This is a genomic window from Rhodoferax sp. BAB1, assembly GCF_013334205.1.
GTDB lineage: Bacteria > Pseudomonadota > Gammaproteobacteria > Burkholderiales > Burkholderiaceae_C > Hylemonella.
The window spans coordinates 1,573,458-1,597,212 of sequence record NZ_CP054424.1; the positions used below are offsets into that span (position 1 = coordinate 1,573,458).

At 65.5% G+C, this 23,755-nt stretch carries 20 protein-coding genes; 4 read left to right on the forward strand and 16 right to left on the reverse strand.

Translation table 11 applies throughout. The features are described from left to right. Positions 1-48 precede the first annotated feature (48 nt). Entirely contained in the window at positions 49-1,887 is a 1,839-nt protein-coding gene (locus HTY51_RS07580) for a PcfJ domain-containing protein (protein WP_174252172.1), read from the forward strand. 40 nt (positions 1,888-1,927) lie between these two features. On the opposite strand, the gene guaA is transcribed toward HTY51_RS07580, so the two are convergent. Next, positions 1,928-3,541, reverse strand: a complete 1,614-nt coding sequence (guaA, locus tag HTY51_RS07585) for a glutamine-hydrolyzing GMP synthase (protein ID WP_174252173.1) — start codon at positions 3,539-3,541, stop codon at positions 1,928-1,930. Positions 3,542-3,625: 84 nt separating this feature from the next. Then, positions 3,626-5,095, reverse strand: a complete 1,470-nt coding sequence (gene guaB / locus HTY51_RS07590) for an IMP dehydrogenase (protein ID WP_174252174.1) — start codon at positions 5,093-5,095, stop codon at positions 3,626-3,628. A gap of 124 nt (positions 5,096-5,219) precedes the next feature. Between guaB and HTY51_RS07595 the strand changes: the two genes are divergently transcribed. Beyond that, on the forward strand, positions 5,220-5,714 hold the full coding sequence (locus tag HTY51_RS07595; protein ID WP_174252175.1) for a DUF4124 domain-containing protein: 495 nt from the start codon (positions 5,220-5,222) through the stop codon (positions 5,712-5,714). Here HTY51_RS07595 and HTY51_RS07600 read toward each other — a convergent pair whose 3' ends face one another. Further along, positions 5,715-6,062: an RnfH family protein gene (locus HTY51_RS07600; protein WP_174252176.1), complete on the reverse strand. Its 348-nt coding sequence runs from the start codon at positions 6,060-6,062 to the stop codon at positions 5,715-5,717. Further along, entirely contained in the window at positions 6,052-6,495 is a 444-nt protein-coding gene (locus tag HTY51_RS07605; protein ID WP_174252177.1) for a type II toxin-antitoxin system RatA family toxin, read from the reverse strand. Before HTY51_RS07605 ends, HTY51_RS07600 begins: the two co-directional genes overlap by 11 nt. 63 nt (positions 6,496-6,558) lie before the next feature. On the opposite strand from HTY51_RS07605, the gene smpB reads away from it, so the two are divergent. Both smpB and HTY51_RS07615 read left to right on the forward strand, forming a co-directional pair. After that, on the forward strand, positions 6,559-7,032 hold the full coding sequence (gene smpB, locus HTY51_RS07610; protein WP_174252178.1) for an SsrA-binding protein SmpB: 474 nt from the start codon (positions 6,559-6,561) through the stop codon (positions 7,030-7,032). A gap of 83 nt (positions 7,033-7,115) precedes the next feature. Continuing rightward, positions 7,116-7,505, forward strand: coding sequence for an ATP-binding protein (locus HTY51_RS07615; RefSeq protein ID WP_174252179.1), 390 nt, complete (start codon positions 7,116-7,118; stop codon positions 7,503-7,505). Positions 7,506-7,584: 79 nt separating this feature from the next. Here the strand turns inward: HTY51_RS07615 and HTY51_RS07620 are convergent, their stop codons facing one another. From HTY51_RS07620 to HTY51_RS07675, 12 genes are all read right to left on the reverse strand, one after another. Then, a complete protein-coding gene (locus HTY51_RS07620) occupies positions 7,585-8,772 on the reverse strand; it encodes an enoyl-CoA hydratase/isomerase family protein (RefSeq protein WP_174252180.1) in 1,188 nt (395 codons plus the stop codon). Next, complete coding sequence (locus HTY51_RS07625; protein WP_174252181.1) at positions 8,769-9,641, reverse strand: DMT family transporter; 873 nt, start codon at positions 9,639-9,641, stop codon at positions 8,769-8,771. The genes HTY51_RS07620 and HTY51_RS07625 overlap by 4 nt, the downstream gene beginning before the upstream one ends. 133 nt (positions 9,642-9,774) lie before the next feature. Continuing rightward, positions 9,775-11,604: a translational GTPase TypA gene (gene typA, locus HTY51_RS07630; RefSeq protein WP_174252182.1), complete on the reverse strand. Its 1,830-nt coding sequence runs from the start codon at positions 11,602-11,604 to the stop codon at positions 9,775-9,777. Continuing rightward, on the reverse strand, positions 11,601-12,551 hold the full coding sequence (truB, locus tag HTY51_RS07635; protein ID WP_174252183.1) for a tRNA pseudouridine(55) synthase TruB: 951 nt from the start codon (positions 12,549-12,551) through the stop codon (positions 11,601-11,603). Before truB ends, typA begins: the two co-directional genes overlap by 4 nt. Before the next feature lie 2 nt (positions 12,552-12,553). Continuing rightward, the gene (gene rbfA, locus HTY51_RS07640; RefSeq protein WP_174252184.1) at positions 12,554-12,928 is read right to left on the reverse strand and encodes a 30S ribosome-binding factor RbfA; all 375 of its coding nucleotides are present in this window, start codon (positions 12,926-12,928) and stop codon (positions 12,554-12,556) included. Positions 12,929-12,931: 3 nt separating this feature from the next. After that, positions 12,932-15,793 carry a translation initiation factor IF-2 gene (gene infB / locus HTY51_RS07645; RefSeq protein ID WP_174252185.1) on the reverse strand — a complete coding sequence of 954 codons (2,862 nt, stop codon included), beginning with the start codon at positions 15,791-15,793 and terminating at the stop codon, positions 12,932-12,934. Between the two features lie 72 nt (positions 15,794-15,865). Continuing rightward, a complete protein-coding gene (gene nusA / locus HTY51_RS07650) occupies positions 15,866-17,371 on the reverse strand; it encodes a transcription termination factor NusA (RefSeq protein ID WP_174252186.1) in 1,506 nt (501 codons plus the stop codon). A gap of 20 nt (positions 17,372-17,391) precedes the next feature. Further along, on the reverse strand, positions 17,392-17,967 hold the full coding sequence (gene rimP / locus HTY51_RS07655; RefSeq protein WP_174252187.1) for a ribosome maturation factor RimP: 576 nt from the start codon (positions 17,965-17,967) through the stop codon (positions 17,392-17,394). A gap of 188 nt (positions 17,968-18,155) precedes the next feature. Next, a complete protein-coding gene (locus tag HTY51_RS07660; RefSeq protein ID WP_174254204.1) occupies positions 18,156-19,760 on the reverse strand; it encodes an ABC transporter ATP-binding protein in 1,605 nt (534 codons plus the stop codon). A 56-nt stretch (positions 19,761-19,816) separates the two neighbouring features. Beyond that, positions 19,817-20,851, reverse strand: a complete 1,035-nt coding sequence (locus HTY51_RS07665) for an ABC transporter permease (RefSeq protein WP_174252188.1) — start codon at positions 20,849-20,851, stop codon at positions 19,817-19,819. Beyond that, positions 20,851-21,885 carry a microcin C ABC transporter permease YejB gene (locus tag HTY51_RS07670; protein WP_174252189.1) on the reverse strand — a complete coding sequence of 345 codons (1,035 nt, stop codon included), beginning with the start codon at positions 21,883-21,885 and terminating at the stop codon, positions 20,851-20,853. Before HTY51_RS07670 ends, HTY51_RS07665 begins: the two co-directional genes overlap by 1 nt. Positions 21,886-21,888: 3 nt before the next feature. Next, positions 21,889-23,736 (reverse strand): extracellular solute-binding protein, encoded by a 1,848-nt coding sequence (locus HTY51_RS07675; protein WP_174254205.1) that lies wholly within the window; start codon positions 23,734-23,736, stop codon positions 21,889-21,891. Positions 23,737-23,755: the final 19 nt, after the last annotated feature.

Here is a 23,755-nt window from a genome sequence, read left to right on the forward strand (position 1 = left end):
CTATCTTAGGCTGGAATCAAGACAAGTTCAGGCACGACAGGTACAGGCATGAGCGGCGCACTGGTGGGCTTCCGGATCGATGGCGAGAAAAAGCTGCTGCGACTGCATGGCGAGCGCAGCTGCGAAGGCGTGCTGACGGAATTGATGGCTTATCTGCACCGCGTCAGCGATGCCCGCCTGGAAACCTATGCGCGCACGCTGAAGCCGGTCGGCCCGGAACACGGACCCTTTCCCGGGGAAACCGACCAGGCCGTGATCCAGGCATTCTTCGAAGACCATTTCGGCGAAACCTGCCCGTCGCAGACGTGGGCGGAGACCTTTGCAGCCTTGCCCGAACTGGAAGGCTGGCATGCCGGCTTCCCATTCATGCCGGCGGCCGCCATCCAGAGCTGCGGTGACGTCTCCTGGGGCTTTCTGATCGACCTCGAAACCGGCACGCTGCAGATCTTTGTCAACCGGCATGCGCGTTTCCAGTGGAGCGACATGGCCGATCCCCAACCGGCCTACTGCTCCCTTGCCCTTGCCCATGCACGCCAGCTGACGGCACACGATCTTTCGGCCCTGCACGGCTTGCTGCACCAGCATTCCTACTCCGACGGCATCGATCCGGTCCTGCCCTTGCAGGATGCCCTGTCGGCGCCCTTCCCCGGGCCCGGCCCGTGGCAGTCCAGGCTCAAGCTGGCACACGGCCGAGCCCGGCTGTTGCTGGAGCGCGGCCCCCTCAGGGCCAAGCTCAGGCAGGTCGGCGAACTGCGGCTGGGCGATGCCCACTGTGGAGCCCTGCTGCGCGAAGCGCTGGCCCCGCCCGTGCTGGCGATGGCGCAAGCCATCTACGGGCCGGATGCGAATCTCGGGCAGGTCGCCCACGTGGCGGCCCATCTGCCCGCCCTGCCCTACGCACCCGACGACGGCGGTCTGCCCCTGCTCGACCTGGGCCTGAGCGCGGCTTCCGGGCTGCAGCTGGCCTTGGGGCCGGGCTTTTTCGACGCGGTGCGCTCGCGTTTCCTGGACGCCGGCATGAGCGCACAAGGCTGGCGCTTCCTGATCAAGCAGGACCAGGGCGTGCTGCGCTTCGTGTTGCAGTTCTTCCCGCCTTCGGCCCGCATCCTGGGCGCCTTCACCCATTTCATCAACCTGCTGGCCAGTGCGCTGCAAAGCGAACCCCTCAGGATCGAGCGCTGCCAGCCGGCCTTGCGCGGCGTCGAACGCATCCTCGACCGCACGCGTGGTCGTCCGGGCCCGCTGCGCGAAGACAACGCGCGCATCTTCCTGCGCGCCATCATGCGGGCCCGGCTGTCCGTGGAAGAGGAAGCCAACCTGGCCCACGAAGCGCAGGACGTGTCCGATTTCGTCTATGCCCACGCGGCCGTCCTTCAGGGGGTGACCTGGCGCTCGCTGTGTCGCCGCTCCGATGCGTGGCACCGGGCGCTGCTGATCACGGTCGATCCCGACAAGGATGTGCGCTGGCCCGCCCTGCTGCCGGTGTATGCCACCGGCCCCTTCGTCGCCGTGGAGCTCGATTCCGGCTTCTTGCTGGCCGAGGAAGGCCTGGAACAGCGCCACTGCATCGGCACCTATGCCAATGCCTGCGCCAGCGGCGCCACCCGGGTGTTTTCCCTGCGCCACAAAGGCCGGCGCACCGCGACCCTCGAACTGCAGCGTGGCCATGATGATGCCTGGCGCATGGTCCAGATCCGTGGCAAGGCCAATACAGTGGTGCAGGATCCGGCCTTGCTGGAAGCGGCTGGCCGGGTTGCCCAGGCCTATTCCGAGGCGGCGCGCTCGCGCGAGCGCGCGGAGTTCGCAAAGGCGCGCGCGCACGGGCATTCGAGCGGATCTTTATCGCCGGCGCTTGCCGCCCCCCTGCAGGAGTACTGGACCGGCTAGACGGTCCGCCGCGCCGCCCGCAGGCGGCACGGTCGACTCATCACTCCCATTCGATGGTGGCCGGCGGCTTGGAGCTCACGTCATAGGTCACGCGGTTGATGCCGCGCACCTCGTTGATGATGCGCCCCGACACTTTCTTGAGCAGCGCGTAGGGGAGTTCGGCCCAGTCGGCCGTCATGAAATCGCTGGTCTGCACGGCACGCAGGGCCACCACGTAGTCGTAGGTACGGCCGTCGCCCATCACGCCCACGCTCTTGACCGGCAGGAAAACCGTGAAGGCCTGGCTGGTCAGCTCGTACCAGGTCTTTCCTGAGTTCGGGTCGAGGGTCGAGCGCAATTCCTCGATGAAAATGGCATCGGCCCGGCGCAGCAGGTCGGCGTAATCCTTCTTCACCTCGCCCAGGATGCGCACCCCCAGGCCCGGGCCCGGGAAGGGGTGGCGGTAGACCATGTCGTGCGGCAGGCCCAGGGCCACGCCGAGTTCGCGCACCTCGTCCTTGAACAGGTCACGCAGCGGTTCCAGCAGCTTCAGGCCCAGCTGCTCCGGCAGGCCGCCCACGTTGTGGTGGCTCTTGATGGTGACGGCCTTCTTGCTCTTGGCGCCACCGGACTCGATCACGTCGGGGTAGATGGTGCCCTGGGCCAGCCACTTGGCGCCCTTGGCGCCCTCGCCCTTGAGCTTGGCGGCTTCCGCCTTGAAAACGTCGACGAAGAGGCCGCCGATGATCTTGCGCTTCTGCTCGGGTTCGCTGACACCGGCCAGCTTGCCCAGGAAGAGCTCGCTGGCGTCGACGCGGATCACCTTGGCGTGCAGCTTGCCGGCGAACATGTCCATGACCATGTCGCCCTCGTTCAGGCGCAGCAGGCCATGGTCCACGAAAACGCAGGTCAGCTGGTCGCCGATGGCGCGGTGGATCAGGGCCGCGGCCACCGACGAGTCGACGCCGCCGGACAGGCCCAGGATGACCTCCTCGTCGCCCACCTGTTTGCGGATCGCCTCCACCGCCTCCTTGACGTGGTCGCGCATGACCCAGTCAGCGCGGGTGCCGCAGATCTCCAGCACGAAACGCTCCAGGATGGCCCGGCCCTGCACGGTGTGCGTGACTTCCGGGTGGAACTGCACGGCGTAGAAACGGCGCTGCTCGTCGGCCATGCCGGCGATGGGGCAGCTGGGCGTGCTGGCCATGAGCTTGAAACCGGGCGGGAAGGCCGTGACCTTGTCACCGTGGCTCATCCAGACCTTGAGCATGCCGTGGCCTTCAGGGGTGCTGAAGTCGGCAATGTCTTTCAGCAGTGCCGTGTGGCCGTGGGCCCGGACCTCGGCATAACCGAACTCGCGCTGGTGGCCGCTTTCCACCTTGCCCCCCAGCTGCTGCGCCATGGTCTGCATGCCGTAGCAGATGCCCAGCACCGGCACGCCCAGCTCGAACACCGCCTGCGGCGCCTTGTCGGTCGTTTCCTCGTAGACGCTGGCGTGGCTGCCCGAGAGGATCACGCCCTTGAGCTGGCCGTCCGCCGCGAACTGCCGCACCCAGTCATCCGTCACGTCGCAGGGATGGACCTCGCAGTACACATGCGCTTCGCGCACACGGCGCGCGATCAGTTGCGTGACCTGGGAGCCGAAATCGAGGATGAGGATTTTCTGGTGTTGCATGGCGATACAGGAACGGTTCGGTCCATCTGAAAGGCGAAGGCCCGAACGCCGTGGATGGGGGTTCGGGCCTGGGCTGCGGGTGTTTCAGTCAGCGCGGTAGTTGGGCGCTTCTTTCGTGATCTGCACGTCGTGCACATGGCTCTCGCGGATGCCGGCCGAGGTGATCTCCACGAACTCGGCCTTGTTGCGCATCTCTTCAACAGTGGCGCAACCGCAATAACCCATGCTGGCGCGCAAGCCGCCGGCCATCTGGAAGATGATGGCGACCACCGAGCCCTTGTAGGGCACGCGGCCTTCGATGCCTTCGGGCACCAGCTTGTCGGCCTGCGGATTGCCGGCGGTCGATTCCTGGAAGTAGCGGTCGGCGCTGCCCTGCTGCATGGCGCCGATGGAGCCCATGCCGCGGTAGCTCTTGTAACTGCGGCCCTGGAACAGCACGATCTCACCCGGCGCCTCTTCGGTACCGGCGAACATGCCGCCCATCATGACGGTGCCGGCACCGGCCGCGATGGCCTTGGCGATGTCACCGCTGTACCGGATGCCGCCGTCGGCGATCAGCGGCACGCCCGTGCCCTTGAGCGCCGTGGCCACGTTGTCGATGGCCATGATCTGCGGCACACCCACGCCGGCCACGATGCGGGTGGTGCAGATGGAGCCGGGGCCGATGCCCACTTTCACCGCGTCGGCACCGGCTTCCACCAGCGCCAGTGCAGCCGCGCCGGTGGCGATGTTGCCGCCGATGACATCCACCTGCGGATAGTTCTGCTTGACCCAGCGCACGCGATCGATCACGCCCTTGCTGTGCCCGTGTGCCGTGTCCACCACGATGGCATCGACCCCGGCCTTGACCAAAGCCTCGACGCGGGCCTCGGTGCCCTCACCCACGCCCACCGCCGCACCCACGCGCAGGCGGCCAGCGGCATCACGCGCGGCATTCGGGAAGTTGAGCTGCTTGGTGATGTCCTTGACGGTGATCAGGCCCTTGAGTTCGAAGGCGTCGTTGACGACCAGCAGGCGCTCCAGCTTGTGCTTGTTCAGCAGGGCCTTGGCCTCGGCCGGGGTCGTGCCATCGGGCACGGTGACCAGGCGCTCGCGCGGGGTCATGATCTCGCGCACGGGCAGCTCGTATCGGGTCTCGAAGCGCAGGTCGCGCCCCGTGACGATACCCACCACTTTGCCGGCGACAACCACCGGGAAACCGGACACGCCCAGCTCGTCGGAGAGCTTCATCACCTCACGCACCGTGGTCTCGGGGGGGATGACCACCGGGTCACGCAGCACGCCGGATTCGTAACGCTTGACCTTGGCCACCTGGGCGGCCTGTTCGGCCACGCTGAGGTTCTTGTGCACGATGCCGATACCGCCTTCCTGGGCGATGGCAATCGCCAGGCGGGCTTCGGTGACCGTGTCCATGGCCGCAGAGACCAGGGGCAGGTTCAGGGAAATATTGCGGGAGAAACGGGTCGCGAGAGAGGTGTCCTTGGGCAGGACCTGGGAATACGCCGGCACCAACAACACATCGTCGAAGGTGAGCGCTTTACCTAGAAGGCGCATGTCTAAGCTCCAAAAAAAGAATTGTACCCGCCTCGCGACCGGTTTCCTGCAAGCCCGGTGCGGCGACACCACAGCCCGGGCTTGCCGGATCGGAAAAAGGGTCTGGCAGCGCTACACTGTTGCCATGAAACCGATCCGCCCCCTGATCTGCATGGCCCTGTGCCTCTATGCGCTCGCGGCCAGTGCCCAATGGCAATGGATGGACAAGGATGGCCGCAAGGTCTTCAGCGACCGGCCGCCACCGGCGGATATTCCGGAAAAAAGCATCCTCAAGCGCCCGGGTAACCGCGGACCCGCCGTGACGGCCGTACCACCTGTTGCCGCAGTGCCTGCGGCCGCCGGTGCCGCTACGGCCCCAGCCGGCGTGGACAAGTCCCTGCAGGACAAGAAGAAGCAGGCCGAGGAGGCCGAAGCCGCCAAGCGCAAGGCCGAGGAGGAACGGGTTGCCAAGGCGATGGCCGAGAACTGCGCGCGAGCACAGCAGGCCAAGGCCAGCTTCGACTCTGGAATGCGGATCAGTCGCTTGAACGAAAAAGGTGAACGTGAGTTCATGGACGAGACAGCCCGGGCTGCCGAGGGCGAGCGACTTCAGTCCATCATCAACCAGAACTGCAAGTAATCAGTAGCCGGACCTGGCGCCGGCGCGTTTCTTGGCGAAGAGGCCGGTGCGACCCTTGCCCTGGCTGGTGAAACGTTCGCGCCGGGCCACTTTCGGGTCGACCCTCAGGGCGCGGTAGACCTCCACCCGGTCCCGGCTGCGCAAGACTTGGCTGCGTGCCGCCTTGCGCCCCCAGACACCCACCGCCACCTGCGCCAGATCGAGTTCCGGGTACAGCGCCGCCAGTCCGCTGGCTTCCAGTGCCTGAGCCACGGTCGCACCCGCCGGCAGGCGCAGCGCGATCTCCCGCACCTGACGGGCCAGCGGCGCATAGGCGACTAGCACCTCGATGTCCAGCTCAGGCGCCATAGACCTGCTCGGCGCGTTTGACAAAGGCATCCACCAGACTGGCCGCGATCTTGTCGAACACCGGCCCGACCAGCTTGCCCAGCAGGGCATTGGAAAAACCGTAGCTCAGGGACAGCTCGACCTTGCAGGCCCGCTGCCCGCCCTCGCCCACCGGCAGGAAATTCCACCGGCCCTCGAGTTGCGAGAACGGTCCCTTGACCAGTTCCATCTTCACCTCGCTGCCGGGGATGTGGCTGTTGCGGGTGGTGAAGCTCTGGTGGATGCCGCTGAAAGCAATGCCGACCTCGGCCGTGGCACCTCCCTCATGGGCCTCGATGATGCGGGCGTGATCGCACCAGGGCAGGAACTGGGGATAGTCGGCCACACCGATGACCAATTCGTACATTTCCTGCGGGCTGTACCAGATGAGAACGGACTTGTGAACGGTTTTCATAGAATGCAGGGCTCGCACCCCAAACGGAATTGTAAGTTTGGCGCCTGCCCTCACCTGATCTCCATGGCCAAAAAACCCGAAACATCTGCCCGCATTGCCGACAACAAGAAGGCCGTCTTCAATTATTTCATCGAGGAACGCTTCGAGGCCGGCATGGTGCTGCAGGGCTGGGAAGTCAAGGCCGCCCGTGAAGGCAAGGTCCAGCTCACCGACGGTTATGTCGTGATCCGCGAGGGCGAGATGTACATCATCGGCTGTCAGATCAACGCCCTCAAGACCGCCTCCACCCACGTCAGCCCGGATGCCGTGCGGACCAAGAAGCTGCTGCTGAAAAAAGACGAGATCCGCCGCCTTTCGGCCAAAGTCGAGCAGAAGGGCTACACCCTGGTGCCGCTCAACCTGCACTGGAAGAACGGCAAGATCAAATGTGAGATCGGCCTGGCCAAGGGCAAGGCCGAGCACGACAAACGCGACACCATCAAGGACCGTGAGGGCAAGCGCGAGGTGGAGCGCGCCATGAAGTCACGCCAGCGCTGACACGAAATTGAAACACTGCTGACATACAAACGAGGGGCGCCTCGGCTCACTGCGAGGTGTCGTCCAACCCTAGGAGTATGTCCATGAAAAAATCGCTAGCACTTCTCGCCGCCCTCGCGGCTGCCACCCTGCTGACCGCCTGCGGCACCCTCGGCACCTCGTCCGGCAGCATGCCCACCCAGGCTGCCGACGGCACCTTGGTCGGCCCCAGCGGCATGACCCTCTATACCTTCAAGAAGGACGGCAAGAACACCGGCATGTCCGAATGCTATGACCAGTGCGCCATCAACTGGCCCCCGTTGACGGTCGCCGCCGGCAAGCACCCGAGCAAGGAATTCACCATCGTCATTCGCGCCGATGGCAGCCAGCAATGGGCTTTCAAGGGGCAACCCCTCTATTTCTACGCCAAAGACACCAAGCCGGGCGACAAGCTGGGCGACGGCGTGGGTGGTAACTGGAACGTCGCCAAGTAAGCATCGCCCCCACCAGCCGGGCCGGCGGATCAGAGCGCCAGACCGCGCACCAGAAAGCCGCGGTCAGCCGCGGCTTTTCTTATTGAAGCCCCTTGAGCGGATGCGCGTGGGCCGGCCAGGGCGAGATGAAAAAGCCGGCCACCATCTCGGGTCTTACGTCTTCCAGCCGGGCCGGGCTCCACTTCGGCATGCGGTCCTTGTCGATCACCAGGGCACGGATGCCCTCCATGGTGTCGGTCGCTGTCATGAAGCGATCGAGGTGGCGTGTATTGAAGCAGTGGCGCACCATGTCGCGCTCCATGCGCAGCTCGTCGGCAAGCGACATGCCGGCCCCGCGGCGGATCTGCTCCAGCGTCACCTGCAGCATCAGCGGTGAATGCGTGCGCAGGGCCTGCACGGTGGCTGCAGCCCACTCGCCGGGCTCCTTTTCCAGCGCCTGCACGATACGCAGCACGTCAGGCTGACTGAAGCAGCGGGTTATGGTGTCCAGCGGCAGCACGGCTGCTGGCGCGGCAGCGCCATACGCAGCTTGCCAGACCTGCAGGCTGGTCGCATCGAAACGGGTCAGCCCGGCCAGGGTATCCCAGGCCTCGGAGATACGCGCTGCATCGAAGCAGGCATCAGCCAGTTGCAGCGCCAGCGCATCGCCGGCGCCAATGACTTCACTGGTCAGGGCCAGCCATTCGCCGCCATGGCCAGGGCAACGCGCCAGGAACCAGCCGCCGCCGACATCGGGGAAGAGACCAATGTTCGTTTCCGGCATGGCCATCTTCGTGCGCGGCGTCACGATGCGCAGCCTCGCGCCTGGGACACGCGCGGACGGGCTTGCCCGGGCCGCGCCTTCACATACACCCGCAGGGTCTGCCAGGGCACCGCCCTGGCTAAGACCCATGCCGCCGCCCATGACGACGCCATCCATGAAGGCGATGTAGGGCTTGGGGTAGTGGTGGATCAGGTGGTTGAGGGCGTATTCCTCGGTGAAGAAGTCCTCCAGCTCGGCGTCGCCGCGCAGCACGGCCTGGTGGAAGAAGCGAATGTCGCCGCCGGCGCAGAAGGCGCCAAAAGCGCCCTCCTTGCCCATGCCGCGGATCGCCACCGCGGCCACGGCCGGATCGTCGCGCCAGGCCAGCAATGCCGCCGCCAGGGCGCGGATCATGGGCAGGGACAGGGCATTAAGCGCACGCGGGCGGTTCAGCGTGATACAGCCCAGTTGGCCGCGGACCTCGGTTTGCACCTCGGGACAGGTGTAGGTGATCGTATGTTTCATCGTTTCTTGTTCCAGGCCATCCATTCATTGGCGAGCAGGGCGAACAGCACCAGCGCTCCGCCCTGCAGCACGGCCAGGCCGGGCCGTTCCCCCGCGCCAATCCAGACCAGCAGGATGCCAAACAGGATTTCCAGCTGGGCCAGCAGCGAGATCTCGGGTGCCTTGAGCACGCGTGCACAAATCACCAGCAGGGTACAGGGAATGGCCAGCTGCACCCCGCCCAGCAGGGCCAGCAGGCCGATGTCGTGCGCCGTAGCCTGCAAGGGCCAGGCCAGCGGCAGCGTGGCCAGCGCCGAGAGGACGCCGCCGACCAGCACCGAAGGCACCAGGTCCACGTCCTGCCCCTGGGCATGCGCATGCTGCACCACGATCCAGTTGATGGCCGCCGTCAGCGGCACGAACAGGGCCACCACCATGCCCTGCCAGCTACCACTTTCGAGCTGGCTGCCGAACATCCACACCATGCCCACACCGGCCAGCGCGATGGCGACCCAGGTGAACCAGGCGATGCGCTGGCGCAGGAAGGCCCATGCCAGCAGTGCGGTGAACAGGGGATTGAGGGACGAGATCACCAGCACCCCGGCCACGCTGGTCATGGTCAGGGCCAGCATGAAGGAGGTGAACATGGCGCCCCAGCACAGGCCGGACCACCACAGCGCCGCCGGCGCCGTGCGCAGCTGACGCCAGACGCCGGGCCCTCGCCAAAGCGCCAGGATGAGCAGCAGCGTCAGCGCCGTGAAGAAGCTGCGCCAGAAGGTGACTTCGAAGCTGCGCGCTGCCTCCAGCTGGCGCGTCACGACCCCGGCGATCGACCACATCAGGGTCACCGCCACCATCAGCCAGACGGCACGCCGGTGTGTGAGCTTCATGTCTTCCGTCTGCCGGAGCGAAAGGATCTACGGCGCGCTCATCCCACAGTCGGGGAACGCCGCGGAACCGGCTTTGCCGGGCCGCTGGCGTTGTCCCCCTTGGGGGATAGCGGTCGCAGGCCGATTCAGGGGGTTAGAAATTTTTGCCGGCGCGCTTGCGCTCGTTCTCGGTCAGGTAACGCTTGCGCAGCCGGATCGACTTGGGCGTGATCTCGACCAGTTCATCGTCCTCGATGAATTCCACGCCGTACTCCAGCGTGCAATCGATCGGGGGCGTGACCTTGATCGCGTCTTCCTTGCCGCTCACCCGGAAGTTGGTCAGCTGCTTGGTGCGGGTGGCGTTCACCACCAGATCGTTGTCGCGGTTGTGGATGCCGACGATCATGCCTTCGTACACCGGGTCGTTGGCCTTGACGAACATGCGACCGCGGTCGTCCAGCTTGCCCAGGGCGTAAGTGAAGATTTCACCGGCGTCCATGGAGATCAGCACGCCGTTCTTGCGGCCGCCGATGTCGCCCTTGTGCGGCTCGTAGCCGTCGAAGATGTTGGAGATCAGGCCGGAACCACGGGTCAGGTTCAGGAACTCGTTGGAGAAACCGATCAGGCCACGCGCCGGGATGCGGTACTCCAGGCGCACGCGGCCACGGCCATCCGGCTCCATGTTGACCAGCTCGCCCTTGCGCTCGCCCAGGGCCTGCATCACGCCACCCTGGTGCTGCTCTTCGATGTCGGCTGTCACCAGCTCGATCGGCTCGCACTTCTCACCATTGATTTCCTTGAACATCACGCGCGGCTTGGACACGGCCAGCTCGTAGCCTTCGCGACGCATGTTTTCCAGCAGGATGGTCAGGTGCAGTTCGCCGCGACCCATGACTTCGAAAATACCTTCTTCGTCGGTTTCCTTGACGCGCAGGGCCACGTTGTGCTGCAGCTCTTTCTGCAGGCGGTCCCAGATCTGGCGGCTGGTCACGAACTTGCCTTCACGGCCAGCCAGCGGGCTGGTGTTGACGCAGAAGTTCATGGTCAGGGTCGGCTCGTCGACCTTGAGCATGGGCAGCGGTGCCGGCTTGGCCGGATCGGTGATGGTCACGCCGATGCCGATCTCGTCGATACCGTTGATCAGCACGATTTCACCCGGGCCGGCCTCGGTGGCCTGCACGCGCTCCAGGCCCTGGAAGGTCAGCACCTGGTTGATGCGGCCCTTGACGGTCTTGCCGTCCGGCCCTTCCATGACCAGCACGTCCATGGCGGGCTTGATCGTGCCCTGGCTGATGCGGCCCACGCCGATACGGCCCACGAAGGTCGAGAAGTCCAGCGCGGAAATCTGCAGCTGCAGCGGCGCGGCCGGGTCGCCCTTCTGGGACGGCACGTGCTTGAGGATGGTGTTGAACAGGGCCGACATGTCGGGGCCCCACTGCTCACCCGGTGCGCCTTCTTCCAGCGAAGACCAGCCGTTGATGCCCGAGGCGTAAACGACGGGGAAGTCCAGCTGCTCGTCGTTGGCGCCCAGCTTGTCGAACAGATCGAAGGCGGCGTTGACCACCTTGTCGGGGTTGGCGCCCGGCTTGTCGACCTTGTTCACCACCACGATGGGCTTGAGCCCCAGGGCCAGTGCCTTCTTGGTCACGAAGCGCGTCTGCGGCATCGGGCCTTCCTGCGCGTCGATCAGCAGCACCACACCGTCCACCATGGACAGGGCACGCTCCACCTCGCCGCCGAAGTCGGCGTGGCCGGGGGTGTCGACGATGTTGATGTGCGTGCCTTCCCAGGTCACGGCGCAGTTCTTGGCCAGGATGGTGATGCCGCGTTCTTTTTCGATGGCGTTGTTGTCCATCACGGTATCGACCACCTTTTCGTGTTCGGCGAAGGTGCCCGACTGGCGCAGCAGCTGGTCGACCATGGTGGTCTTGCCGTGGTCGACGTGGGCGATGATGGCGATGTTGCGGATCTGTTTATGGCTCATGGTTGGCTTTCCAGGATTTGTTGGATTTCGATAGGGCTCAACAGACGCCCGGGTATGAGTTCACCCGCCTTGACATGGGCGGTGCCCAGCAGGGCATGGGGTTGGTCGCCGTACACGGCCACCAGGTCGGCATCCGGCCAGCTGCCGCGCCGGCGCAGGCCGCTGAGGAAACGACCCGCATTCTCGGGATCCAGCGTGACGCTGGCATGACCGGGCAGCAGCACGTCGACCGGCTGGAGCTGCTTCGGACGCTCGGCCTCGGCCAGCGTTTCCAGCCCTTCCAGGGTCACGCACTGGGTCTGGTCGAAGGGGCCCGTGGCGATGCGTCGCAGCGCCACCAGGTGGCCGCCGCAGCCCAGGGCCTGGCCGATGTCCTCGCCCAGGGTCCGGATGTAGGTGCCCTTGCTGCACTTCACGTGCAGGCGCAGGAAAGGCTCGTCGCCCTGCAACTGGACGTCCAGCAGTTCCAGCTCGTGGATCACCACGTCGCGCGGCTCGCGCTCCACGGTCTCGCCCTCGCGGGCATATTCGTAAAGGGCCTTGCCGTCCTTCTTGAGCGCGCTGTGCATGGGCGGCACCTGACGGATCGGCCCCATGAACCGGTCCAGCACCTCGACCACCTGACCCAGGGTGCAGTTCACGGCACGGGTCTCGATGACCTCGCCCTCGGCATCGGCCGTGCTGGTGCGCACACCCAGACGCACGGTGGTCTCGTAGGTCTTGTCGGCATCCAGATGAAGCTGGCTGAACTTGGTGGCGGCGCCAAAGCAGATCGGCAGCACGCCGGTGGCCAGCGGGTCCAGCGTGCCGGTGTGGCCCGCCTTTTCAGCGCGCAGCAGCCACTTGGCCTTCTGCAGCGCGTTGTTGCTCGAGAGTCCGAGCGGTTTGTCCAGCAAGAGCACCCCATGCACAGGGCGCCGTTGCACCCTGGTGCGTGGCGCTTGCATGCTCACCCCTCGTCTTTGGAACGCGACGCGACAGCCTGCGCGATCAGGGCGTTCATGTCGGCAGCCCGCTCGGTGGTGCGATCGAACAGGAAATGCAGGGTCGGGACGGTGTGGATGTGCAAGCGCTTGAACAGGCCGTTGCGCAGGAAACCGGCGGCCTGGTTCAAGGCATCCTGCGTTTCCTGCGGGTCACCGATCAGCACGCTGAAGTAGACCTTGGCATGCGCATAGTCGGGGGTGACCTCCACGGCCTGGAGCGTCACCATGCCCACGCGTGGATCTTTCAACTCGCGCGCGATCAACTCCGTCAGATCGCGCTGGATCTGATCGGCGACCTTGAAGCCGCGGTTCGGAGTGGATGACTTTTTGGCCGGCATGGTTTACAGCGTACGGGCGATCTCTTTGACCTCGAAGAACTCGAGCTGATCGTTTTCCTTGATGTCGTTGTAATTCTTGAGCTTGATACCGCACTCGAAGCCTTCCTTGACCTCGCGCACATCGTCCTTCATGCGCTTGAGGGAGTCCAGCTCGCCCGTGTAGATGACCACGTTGTCGCGCAGCAGGCGGAAATGCGCGCTGCGGGTGACATAACCGGCGGTGACCATACAACCAGCCACCGTGCCGATCTTGGAGGCGACGAACACGGTCCGGATCTCGGCCATGCCGATGACCTCTTCGCGTTTCTCCGGTGCCAGCATGCCCGACATGGCCGCTTTCAACTCATCGACGGCGTCGTAGATGATGTTGTAGTAGCGGATCTCCACATCGTTGCCTTCGGCCAGCTTGCGCGCCCCGGCATCCGCCCGGGTGTTGAAGCCGATGATGATGGCCTTGGAGGCGATCGCCAGGTTGACGTCGGACTCGCTGATGCCACCGACGGCGGCATAGACCAGCTGCACCTTGACCTCCTCGGTCGAGAGCTTGAGCAGCGAGGCGGCCAGCGCTTCCTGCGAGCCCTGCACGTCGGCCTTGACGATGATGGGCACCGTCTTGACTTCGCCGGCGGAGATGTCGGTGAACATGTTTTCCAGCTTGGCGGCCTGCTGCTTGGCCAGCTTGGTATTGCGGAACTTGCCGGCCCGGTAGGTCGCGATCTCGCGCGCACGGCGCTCGTCGGACAGCACCATGAACTCGTCACCCGCCTGCGGTACTTCGGTCAGGCCCTGGATTTCCACCGGAATGGACGGCCCGGCCGACTTGATCGGCTTGCCGTTTTCGTCCAGCATGGCGCGCACGCGGCCATAGGTCTGGCCGGCCAGCACCACGTCGCCGGTCTTGAGCGTGCCGGTCTGCACCAGCACGGTGGCGACCGGACCGCGGCCCTTGTCCAGCTTGGCCTCGATGACCAGGCCCTTGGCCATGGCATCGACCGGGGCCTTGAGCTCCAGCACTTCGGCCTGCAGCAGCACCTGTTCCAGCAGGGCATCGATGCCCTGGCCGGTCTTGGCCGACACGGGCACGAAGGGCGAGTCGCCGCCGAATTCTTCCGGCACCACCTCTTCCACCACCAGTTCCTGCTTCACGCGGTCCGGGTTGGCATCGGGCTTGTCGATCTTGTTGATGGCCACGACGATGGGAACCCCGGCCGCCTTGGCGTGCTTGATGGCTTCCCGGGTCTGCGGCATGACGCCGTCGTCGGCGGCCACCACCAGGATCACGATGTCGGTCGCCTGGGCGCCACGGGCACGCATGGCCGTGAAGGCCTCGTGACCCGGGGTGTCCAGGAAGGAGATCATGCCGCGCGGCGTTTCCACGTGGTAGGCGCCGATGTGCTGCGTGATGCCGCCGGCCTCGCCCGCGGCCACCTTGGCGCGGCGGATGTAGTCCAGCAGCGAGGTCTTGCCGTGGTCGACGTGGCCCATGACGGTCACAACCGGCGCGCGCGGCAGCGATTCGCCGTGCTGCTCCGACACTTCCTCGTCGGTGAAGGCTTCCGGATCGTCCAGCGCCGCCACGATGGCCTTGTGGCCCATTTCCTCGACCACGATCATGGCCGTGTCCTGGTCCAGCGGCTGGTTGATGGTGACCATCTGGCCCAGCTTCATCAGGTGCTTGATCACCTCGGAGGCCTTGACCGCCATCTTGTGCGCCAGCTCGGCCACGGTGATGGTCTCGGGCACATGCACCTCGACGACGCGGGCTTCGACCGGTGCGGCCTGGGCATGCTGATCATCACGGTCGTGACCGCGCTTGCCGCGCGGGCCACCGCGCCAGCTGCTGCGGCCAACGCCACCACTGGTGTCGCCGCGGGTGGGGATGGCCTTTTTCTTGGCCGGATCTCCGGCCCAGCTGCTGGAGAGCTTGGCCGACTTGACTTCCTTGCCGGCGCCAGCGGGTGCTGCGGCACCGGTACCAGCGGGTTTGGCCGGTTTGGCGACCGTGCTGCCAGCCGCCGGTTTGTGCAGGGTGCCCTTCATGGCAGCCTTCGGCTCTTCCTTCTTGGGCGGCGGCGGGGGCGGTGCCTTCTTGGCCGGTGTCGCCATCATGGAGCGGATGGCCGCGGCTTCGGCCTCGGCCTTGCGGCGGCGGTCGTTCAGGTCCAGCGCTCGTGCGGCCTCTTCGTCGGCACGCGCCTTCGATTCGGCGGCGGCTTTCTCGCGTGCCTCGGCCTGTGCTGTTGCACGCGCGGCGGCGGCATCGGCAGCCTCGGCGCTGGCTTCGGCCTTGCTGGTCGAAGCCTGGGCTTTTTTCTCGTCTTCCGTCGCGGCGTAGCTGGCGGCGCGCTCTTCGGCTTCACGCTCGCGCTTTTCGCTTTCCTCGCGCTGGCGGCGCTTCTCGGCCAGATCTTCCTCCTGGCGGCGGATCAGCTCGGCCTGGCGGCGTGCTTCTTCCTCGCGGCGCACGAGTTCGGCGTTGTCCACCGCGGGCGCCGGTGCGCTGGCCACCACCGGGGCTTCTTCCACCGGCTCGGCGCCGCCGCCCTCGACCACATCGCTGCCGTCTTCACGGCGGATGAAGGTGCGCTTCTTGCGGACTTCGACCTGGATGGTGCGGGCCTTGCCACTGGCGTCGGCCTGCTTGATCTCGGTGGTCGACTTCTTGGTCAGCGTGATCTTCTTGCGCTCGGCCGTGGCCGTGCCGTGGCTGGCCTGCAGGAAACCCAGCAGGCGCTGCTTGTCGGCATCGGTCAGCGTGTCGGCGGCGGAAGCCTTGGGCACGCCGGCGGACTTGAGCTGCTCAAGCAGGGTATCGGTTGACTTCTTGAGTTCGGTTGCAAACTCGGCGACGGTCGTACTGGACATTTGTGATGGGACCTTTAGCTAGGGCATGACCCGCCCGGAGGGCAGGGGCCAGCCTTGACTGAACTTATTTTTTCATGACGATGACTCTTGAGCAGCGGCTTCATTGGTGAACCAATGTTCGCGCGCCTTCATGATCAGGGCTTTGGCCTCGTCCTCGGACTGGCCGGTGATCTCGGTGAGCTCGTCGACCGCGAGGTCGGCCAGGTCATCCAGCGTATGCACGCCGCCGTCGGCCAGCTTGGCGATCAGTTCGGGCGTGAGGCCTTCGAGGTCGCGCAGATCCTGCGACACTTCCTCGACGCTTTCCTCACGCGCGATCTCCATCGTCAGCAGGGCGTCCTTGGCACGGGCACGCAGTTCGTTGACGGTGTCTTCGTCGAAGGACTCGATCTCCAGCATCTCCTGGAGGGGCACGTAGGCCACTTCTTCCAGGCTGGTGAAGCCTTCGGCGATCAGGATGTCGGCGATCTCCTCGTCCACATCGAGCTTGGCCATGAACAGCGAGCGCAGCGAGCCGGTTTCATCGGCCTGCTTCTGGGCCGATTCGGCCGCGTCCATGATGTTGATCTTCCAGCCGGTCAGGTCGGACGCCAGGCGCACGTTCTGGCCGCCGCGGCCGATGGCGATGGCCAGGTTTTCCTCGTCCACCACCACGTCCATCGCGTGCTTCTCTTCATCCACCACGATGGACTGCACATTGGCCGGGGCCAGCGCACCGATCACGAACTGGGCCGGGTCTTCGCTCCACAGCACGATGTCCACGCGCTCGCCGGCGAGCTCGTTGGTCACGGCATTCACACGGGTACCGCGCACGCCGACGCAGGTGCCGATGGGGTCGACGCGCTTGTCATGCGACACCACGGCGATCTTGGCGCGCGAACCGGCGTCACGGGCGCAGGACTTGATCTCCAGCAGGCCCTGCTCGATCTCGGGCACTTCCTGGCGGAACAGCTCGATCATGAACTCGGGGGCCGAGCGCGACAGGATGATGGGGGCACCGCGCAGCGTCAGGTCCACATCCATGATCATGGCGCGCACGCGGTCGCCGGTGCGCAGGTTTTCCTTGGGGATCATCTCGCCGCGGCGCAGGCGGCCTTCGACCCGGCCGGACTCGACAATGATGTCGCCCTTGTCCATGCGCTTGACGGTGCCCACGAAGATCTTCTCGCCGCGCGACATGAAGTCGTTGAGCAGCATCTCGCGCTCGGCGTCACGGATCTTCTGCAGGATGACCTGCTTGGCAGCCATGGCGCCGATGCGGCCGATCGGCAGCGACTCGACGGCTTCCTCGATGTACTCGTCGACCTCGATGTCGGGAATCTGCTCCTTGGCTTCGAACAGCAGGATTTCCTGGTCGGGCAGTTGCAGACCGGCCTCGTCGGGAACGACGTGCCAGCGACGGAAGGTCTCATAGACGCCGCTGTCGCGGTCGATCGCCACGCGGATGTCCACGTCGCCTTCGTACAGCTTCTTGGTGGCTTGCGCCAGAGCCGATTCGACCGCACCAAAGACCACGTCACGTTCGACGTTCTTTTCGCGGGAAATGGCTTCCACCAGCATCAACAGTTCGCGATTCATGCCTCTAACCTCCAATACCTTCAATGACCTGTGGCCGCATCGCGGCCCTTGAAGCTCACGATCGGCGCCAGACGCGCCTCGCGCAATTCGTCCAGTGTGAAACCCAGCGCCTGCAACGGCGGGGCTTCACGCTTCTTGCTCACCTTCTGTCCGGGCTTGGGTGCCGGCGCGTCGCTCCAGACGATCTGCCAGCCCATGCTGCCGTCGGCAGCGTTCACGCGTTCGAGCGTGCCGCGGAATTTCTTGCGGTTGGCGCTGACCTGGCCGGCCGCTGCCGCACCCATCGGCGCCTTGAGCGTGATGTCGACCACCTGGCCGGCAAAACGCTCGAAATCCTTTTCGTGTCGCAGCGGGCGATCGATACCCGGCGAGGACACCTCGAGCCGCTTGTATTCGATGCCATCGACTTCCAGCGCATACTGCAGCTGGCGTGTGACCTTCTCGCAGTCCTCGACGTTGACGAAACGTTCGCCTGCCTGAGGATCCCAGGGCAGGTCGATCGTCACGCGCAGCAATCCCCCGGCGGAGCGGTCGATCTCCACCAGGTCGTAACCGAAACCGGTCACGGTCTGTTCGACGATTTGCTGCAGTGTCAACGTTGCCCTTCCCTGGCCATCAAAAAGCGTTCGACCATAAAAAAAGGGCGGTTGGTAATCCGCCCGTTTGGTCGAGAATTGCCGAATTGTACTCGAAAATCGGGATTAGACCCTTGATTTTCAAGGAAAAATGAGCCCGGGCCGGCTCGTTTTATCGAAATCGCCGGCTTGGCAGCAAGCGGCGATTTTCAGGCCGCCGCCTGCACCAGGGTCCGGGTGTAGGGGTGGGCCGGGGCGTCCAGCAAAACCGAAACCGGGCCGGACTCGACGATGTCGCCGCCCTTCATGACCAGCACCTCGTGCGCCATGGCCCGGATCACGTCCACGTCGTGGGTGATCAGCAGGTAACTCAGGGCCCGTTCGCGTTGCAGGCGCTGCAGCAGTTGCAGCACCTGTTTCTGGATGGTCACGTCCAGCGCGCTGGTGGGCTCGTCCAGCACGATCAGGCGCGGCTCGACGATCAATGCCCGGGCAATGGCCAGGCGCTGGCGCTGGCCACCGGAAAACTCGTGCGGGTAGCGCTGCAGCAGCCCCGGGAACTGGACCTCGGTCAAACCCACCTCCTCCAGCGCGCTTTCGACCTTGGCCTTGCGCTCCTCTTTTGAGAGCATCGGCGCATGGATGGTCAGCCCCTCGCCCACGATCTCCTCGACGGTCAGGCGCGGCGACAGCGAGGAAAACGGGTCCTGGAACACCACCTGCACCACACGGCGCAAGGCTTTGTCCAGCGCCGGCCGGCCCTGCCAGGCCTGGCCGTCCACCTGCAGTTCTCCCCGGAACGGCAGCAGGCCCAGGGCCGCCAGGGCCAGGGTCGATTTGCCCGAGCCCGATTCGCCGATCACCCCCAGGGTGTGGCCGGGCGGAATGCTGAAGCTGGCCCCCTGCACCGCCACGAACTCGCCGCGGCGGAACCAGCCGCGCAGGCCGGGGATAGGCACGGGGTAGCCCACCCGCAGCCCCCGCGCCTGCATCAGGGCCGGGGCCCCGGCCAATTGGGGCACTTCCTGCACGTCGCGCACCGGGCGGCTGTCGATCAGGCTGCGGGTGTAGGGATGTTGCGGACGGGCAAAGACCTCGGCCACCGGCCCCTGCTCCACGATGCGCCCGCCCTCCATCACGATGACCCGGCTGGCAAAACGCCGCACCAGGTTCAGGTCGTGGGTGATCATCAGCACGGCCATGCCATGTTTTTCCTGCAGGCCGTCCAGCAAGTCCAGAATCTGGCCGCGCAGGGCAACGTCCAGCGCCGTGGTCGGCTCATCGGCCAGCAGCAGCCTGGGCTGGCAGGCCAGGGCCATGGCGATCATGGCGCGCTGGCGCTGGCCGCCGCTGAGCTGGTGCGGGTAGGCCGCCACGCGCTGTGCCGGCTCCGGAATGCCGGTGTCGGCCAGCAGCTGGATGGCCCGTGCCAGCGCCGCACCACGGTCCAGGCCCAGCTTGAGCTGCAGCACCTCGGTGATCTGGTCGCCGATGGTGTACAGCGGGTTCAGGGCCGTCATGGGCTCCTGGAAGATCATGGCGATGTCGCGGCCACGCACGCCGCGCAACTCGCGCTCGGGCAGGGTCAGCAGGTCCGCCGCGCCCTCGCTGCCCTGGAAGCGGGCGGCGCCGCTCACGGCAGCCTCGGGCAACAGGCGCAAGAGGCTCAGCGCCGTGACGGTCTTGCCGGACCCGGACTCGCCCACCAGGGCCACCTTCTCCCCCGGCGCGATCTGGAAATCGAGGCCGCGCACCACTTCCTTGCCGGCGAAGGCGACGCTCAGGCCGTGCACATCCAGCAGAAGTTCGGGCATGAGCGCCCCCCCCTCGGGGGGCAGCGAGGACACGTCAGTGCCGAGCGTGGGGGCTGTCATTTCTCGGCCTTCCTGGGGTCCAGCGCATCGCGCAGCGCATCGCCCATGAAGGTCAGCAGCAGCAGGGTAATGACCAGCACGCCGAAGGTGGACAGGGAGATCCACCAGGCGTCGATATTGTTCTTGCCCTGGGCCAGCAGCTCGCCCAGGGACGGCGTGCCGGGCGGCACGCCCAGGCCCAGGAAATCCAGCGAAGTCAGCGCCAGGATGGCCGCGCTCATGCGGAAAGGCAGGAAGGTCACCACGGGGGTCAGGCTGTTGGGCAGGATGTGGCGCCAGATGATCTGCCCGTTGGACAGGCCCATGGCGCGCGCCGCCCGCACATAGTCGAGCTGGCGGTTGCGCAGGAATTCGGCCCGCACATAGTCCGACAGGCCCATCCAGCCGAACAGGCTGAGCAGGATCAGCAGCAGGGCCACGCTGGGGTCGAACATGGCCGAGAAAATGATGAGCAGGTAGAGCTCGGGCATGGAGCCCCAGATCTCGATGAACCGCTGGAAACCCAGGTCGATCTTGCCGCCGAAATAACCCTGCACGGCCCCGGTGAGCACCCCCAGCAGCACGCCGATGATGGTCAGCGCCAGGGCGAACAGCACCGAGATGCGGAAGCCGTAGAGCAGGCGCGCCACCACGTCGCGCCCGCGGTCGTCGGTGCCCAGCCAGTTGTCGGCCGAGGGGCCTGAAGGGTTGGGCTCCTTGGCAAAATAGTTGATGGTGCTGTGGTGATAGGGATTGGGCGGATACAGGGCGAAGTTGCCTTCCTTGGCGAACTGCTGCTGGATGAAAGGGTCCAGGTAGTCGGTCGGCGTTTCGAAGTCGCCGCCGAAGGCCGTCTCCGGCACGTTGTGCAGGATGGGCACATACCACTGGCCGTGGTGGCGCGCCAGCAGCGGCTTGTCGTTAGAGATCAGCTCGGCGCCCAGGCTCAGCACGAAAAGCGTGCAGAAGATCAGCAGGCTCCAATAGCCCAGGCGGTTGCGCCGGAAACGCAACCAGGCACGCTGTGAGGGGGAAAGGGAAACGCCAGCCATCAGTCGAACTTCACTCGCGGATCGACCCAGACGTAGCAGAGGTCGGAAATCAGCTTGGTCACCAGGCCGATCAGCGTGAACAAATAGAGCGTGCCCAGCACGACGGGATAGTCGCGCCGCATGACCGACTCATAGGACAACAGGCCCAGGCCGTCGAGCGAGAACAGGGTCTCGATCAGCAGCGAGCCGGCGAAGAAGGCACCGATGAAAGCGGCCGGGAAGCCGGTGACGATGGGGATCAGCGCATTGCGGAACACATGGGTCCACAGTACGCGGTTCTCGCCCAGGCCCTTCGCGCGGGCCGTCAGCACATATTGCTTGCGGATTTCCTCGAGGAAAGCGTTCTTGGTCAGCATGGTGGTCACGGCGAAGGCGCCCAACACGCTGGCCGTCACCGGCAGGGTGATATGCCAGAGGTAGTCGACGATCTTCGCGCCCCAACTCAAGGTTTCCCAGTTGCTCGAGGTCAGGCCGCGCAGGGGGAACCATTGCAGCTGGCCGCCGAAGATCACCAGCAGGGCCACGCCCAGCACGAAACCGGGAATGGCATAACCAATGAGCACGATCAGGCTGGTCAGCGTGTCGAAGCGGCTGCCGGCGCGCACCGCCTTGGCGATGCCCAGGGGGATGGAGATCAGATAACTCAGGAAAAAGGTCCACAAGCCCAGGCTGATCGACACCGGCAATTTATCCTTGACCAATTCCCAGACGCTCTTGGGATAGAAGAAACTCTTGCCCAGGTCGAAGCGCGCGTACTGGCCCAGCATCTGCCAGAAGCGCTCATGGGCAGGTTTGTCGAAACCATAGAAGGCGCGGATCTCGGCGATGCGCGCGGCGTCCACGCCCTGGCGGCCACGATAACCGGCGCCGGAGGACGCCGCACCCTCGCCGCCCGTGTCGCGCCCCTGCAGCTGGGCCACCATCTGCTCCACCGGCCCACCCGGTACGAACTGGATCACGACAAAGGTCAGCAGCAGGATGCCGAACAGCGTCGGGATCATGAGCAGCAGACGCTTGAGGATGTAGGCCGGCATGGCTTAGCGCCCTCCCCCAGCCGCTGCAAGATTCGCAGGGGTGGCCCACCAGACGGAGGTCACCCAGGCCTCGGGCTGGTAATAACGCGGCGTCACGGCCGGCTGCTCGAAACGGCCGGCACGCCAGGCCACGCGGTGCACCCCGCTGTACCAGTGCGGCACGGTGTAGTGGCCATGGCGCAGCACCCGGTCCAGCGCGCGCAGGCGCGCCACCAGTTCGGGCCGGGTCTGGGCCGAGATCACCTGGTCCAGCAGCGCATCGACCGCCGGGCTCTTGAGGCCGATCACATTGCTGGAGCCCTCGGTGTCGGCGGCCTTGGAACCGTAACGCTCCAGCAGTTCGGTGCCCGGTGCCTCGCTGCCTATCATGCGGTTGCTGATGATCTCGAAATCAAAGACGTCCATGCGCTTTTGCAGGATGGCGAAGTCGAACACCTTGTAGTTGACCTGCATGCCCAGTTTCTCGAGGCTGCGCGCATACGGCGTGACCACACGGCCCATGGAGCCGGAGTTGTCGAGGAACTCGATGGCGAAGGGTTCCCCCTTCGCGTTGCGCAGCGCGCCGTCGCGGTAGGTCCAGCCCGCGGCGGCCAGCAGATCGCGCGCGCGGCGCAGGTTGTCGCGCAGGGTGTGGCCGGAGGCCGGGTCCAGGCTGGTCACGGGCGGCAGCGGCACCTCTTCGCTGAAGACTTCGGGCGGCAGCTGGCGGCGCAGCGGCTCCAGCACGGCCAGCTCTTCGGGGCCGGGCCTGCCTTGGGCCTCGAAGTCGCTGCCGACAAAATAACCGCGCACACGGGTGTAGGCGTTGTAGAACAGCTGGCGGTTCATCCACTCGTAGTCCATGGCCAGGGCGATGGCCTGGCGCACGCGTACGTCCTTGAACTTCTCGCGTCGCATATTGAAGAGGAAACCCTGGAAGTCGCCGGCATTGCCGTGCTGCAGCTCCTTCTTGATCAGTTCTCCGCGCTCGAACTGCTTGCCGGTATAGGCCCGTGCCCATTCGCGCGCGATGAAGGCCTGGATGTAGTCGAACTCGCCGGCCTTGAAGGCTTCCAGCTGGGCTGTGTTGTCCTTGTAGATCTTGTAGGTGATGCGGTCGAAGTTGAACAGGCCACGGCGCACATTGAGGTCACGCGCCCAGTAAGCCGGGTCACGCTCGTAGCTGATGTCCTTGCCGAAGTTGACCTTGCCGATGCGGTAGGGGCCGCTGCCAATGGGGATGTCCGTCACGATCTGGTCCAGGGCTTTCAGCTTGCCGTTCTCCAGGCCCCACTGACGGCTGAACACCGGCAGGCTGCCGGCGATCAGCGGCAGTTCGGCGTTGATGCGCTTGAAATCGAAACGCACCTGACGCTCGCCCAGCACCGTCACCCCCCGGATCTCGCCGAAGATGGTGCGGAACTGCGGCGCGGCCTCCTTGGACGTCAGCCGGTCGAAGGAATGCTTGACGTCGGCTGCCAGCACCGGATCGCCGTTGTGGAAACGCGCCTGCGGGTGGAGTGTGAAGACCGCCGACAGCCGGTCGCGCGCCACGCTCACGTCCTGGGCCAGCAGGCCATAGGCCGTGGTCGGTTCGTCCATGGTGCCGGTCAGCAGACTTTCGAACACCAGGCCATTGAGGCCGGGCGGCGCACTGCCCTTGAGCGTGAACGGGTTGTACTTGTCGAAGTTCGACAGGCGGGTGGGCGGCACCAGCGTGATCTCCCCGCCTTTGGGGGCGGCCGGGTTCACATAGTCGAAGTGGCTGAAACCCGGCGCATACTTGATGTCGCCGAACTGGGCATAGGCGTGGGCAGCCCAGAGCGGCCCTGCCGAAAGCAGCGAAACCAGGCCCAGGAGGAAACAACGCATCCGCATGCGACAATTCTGC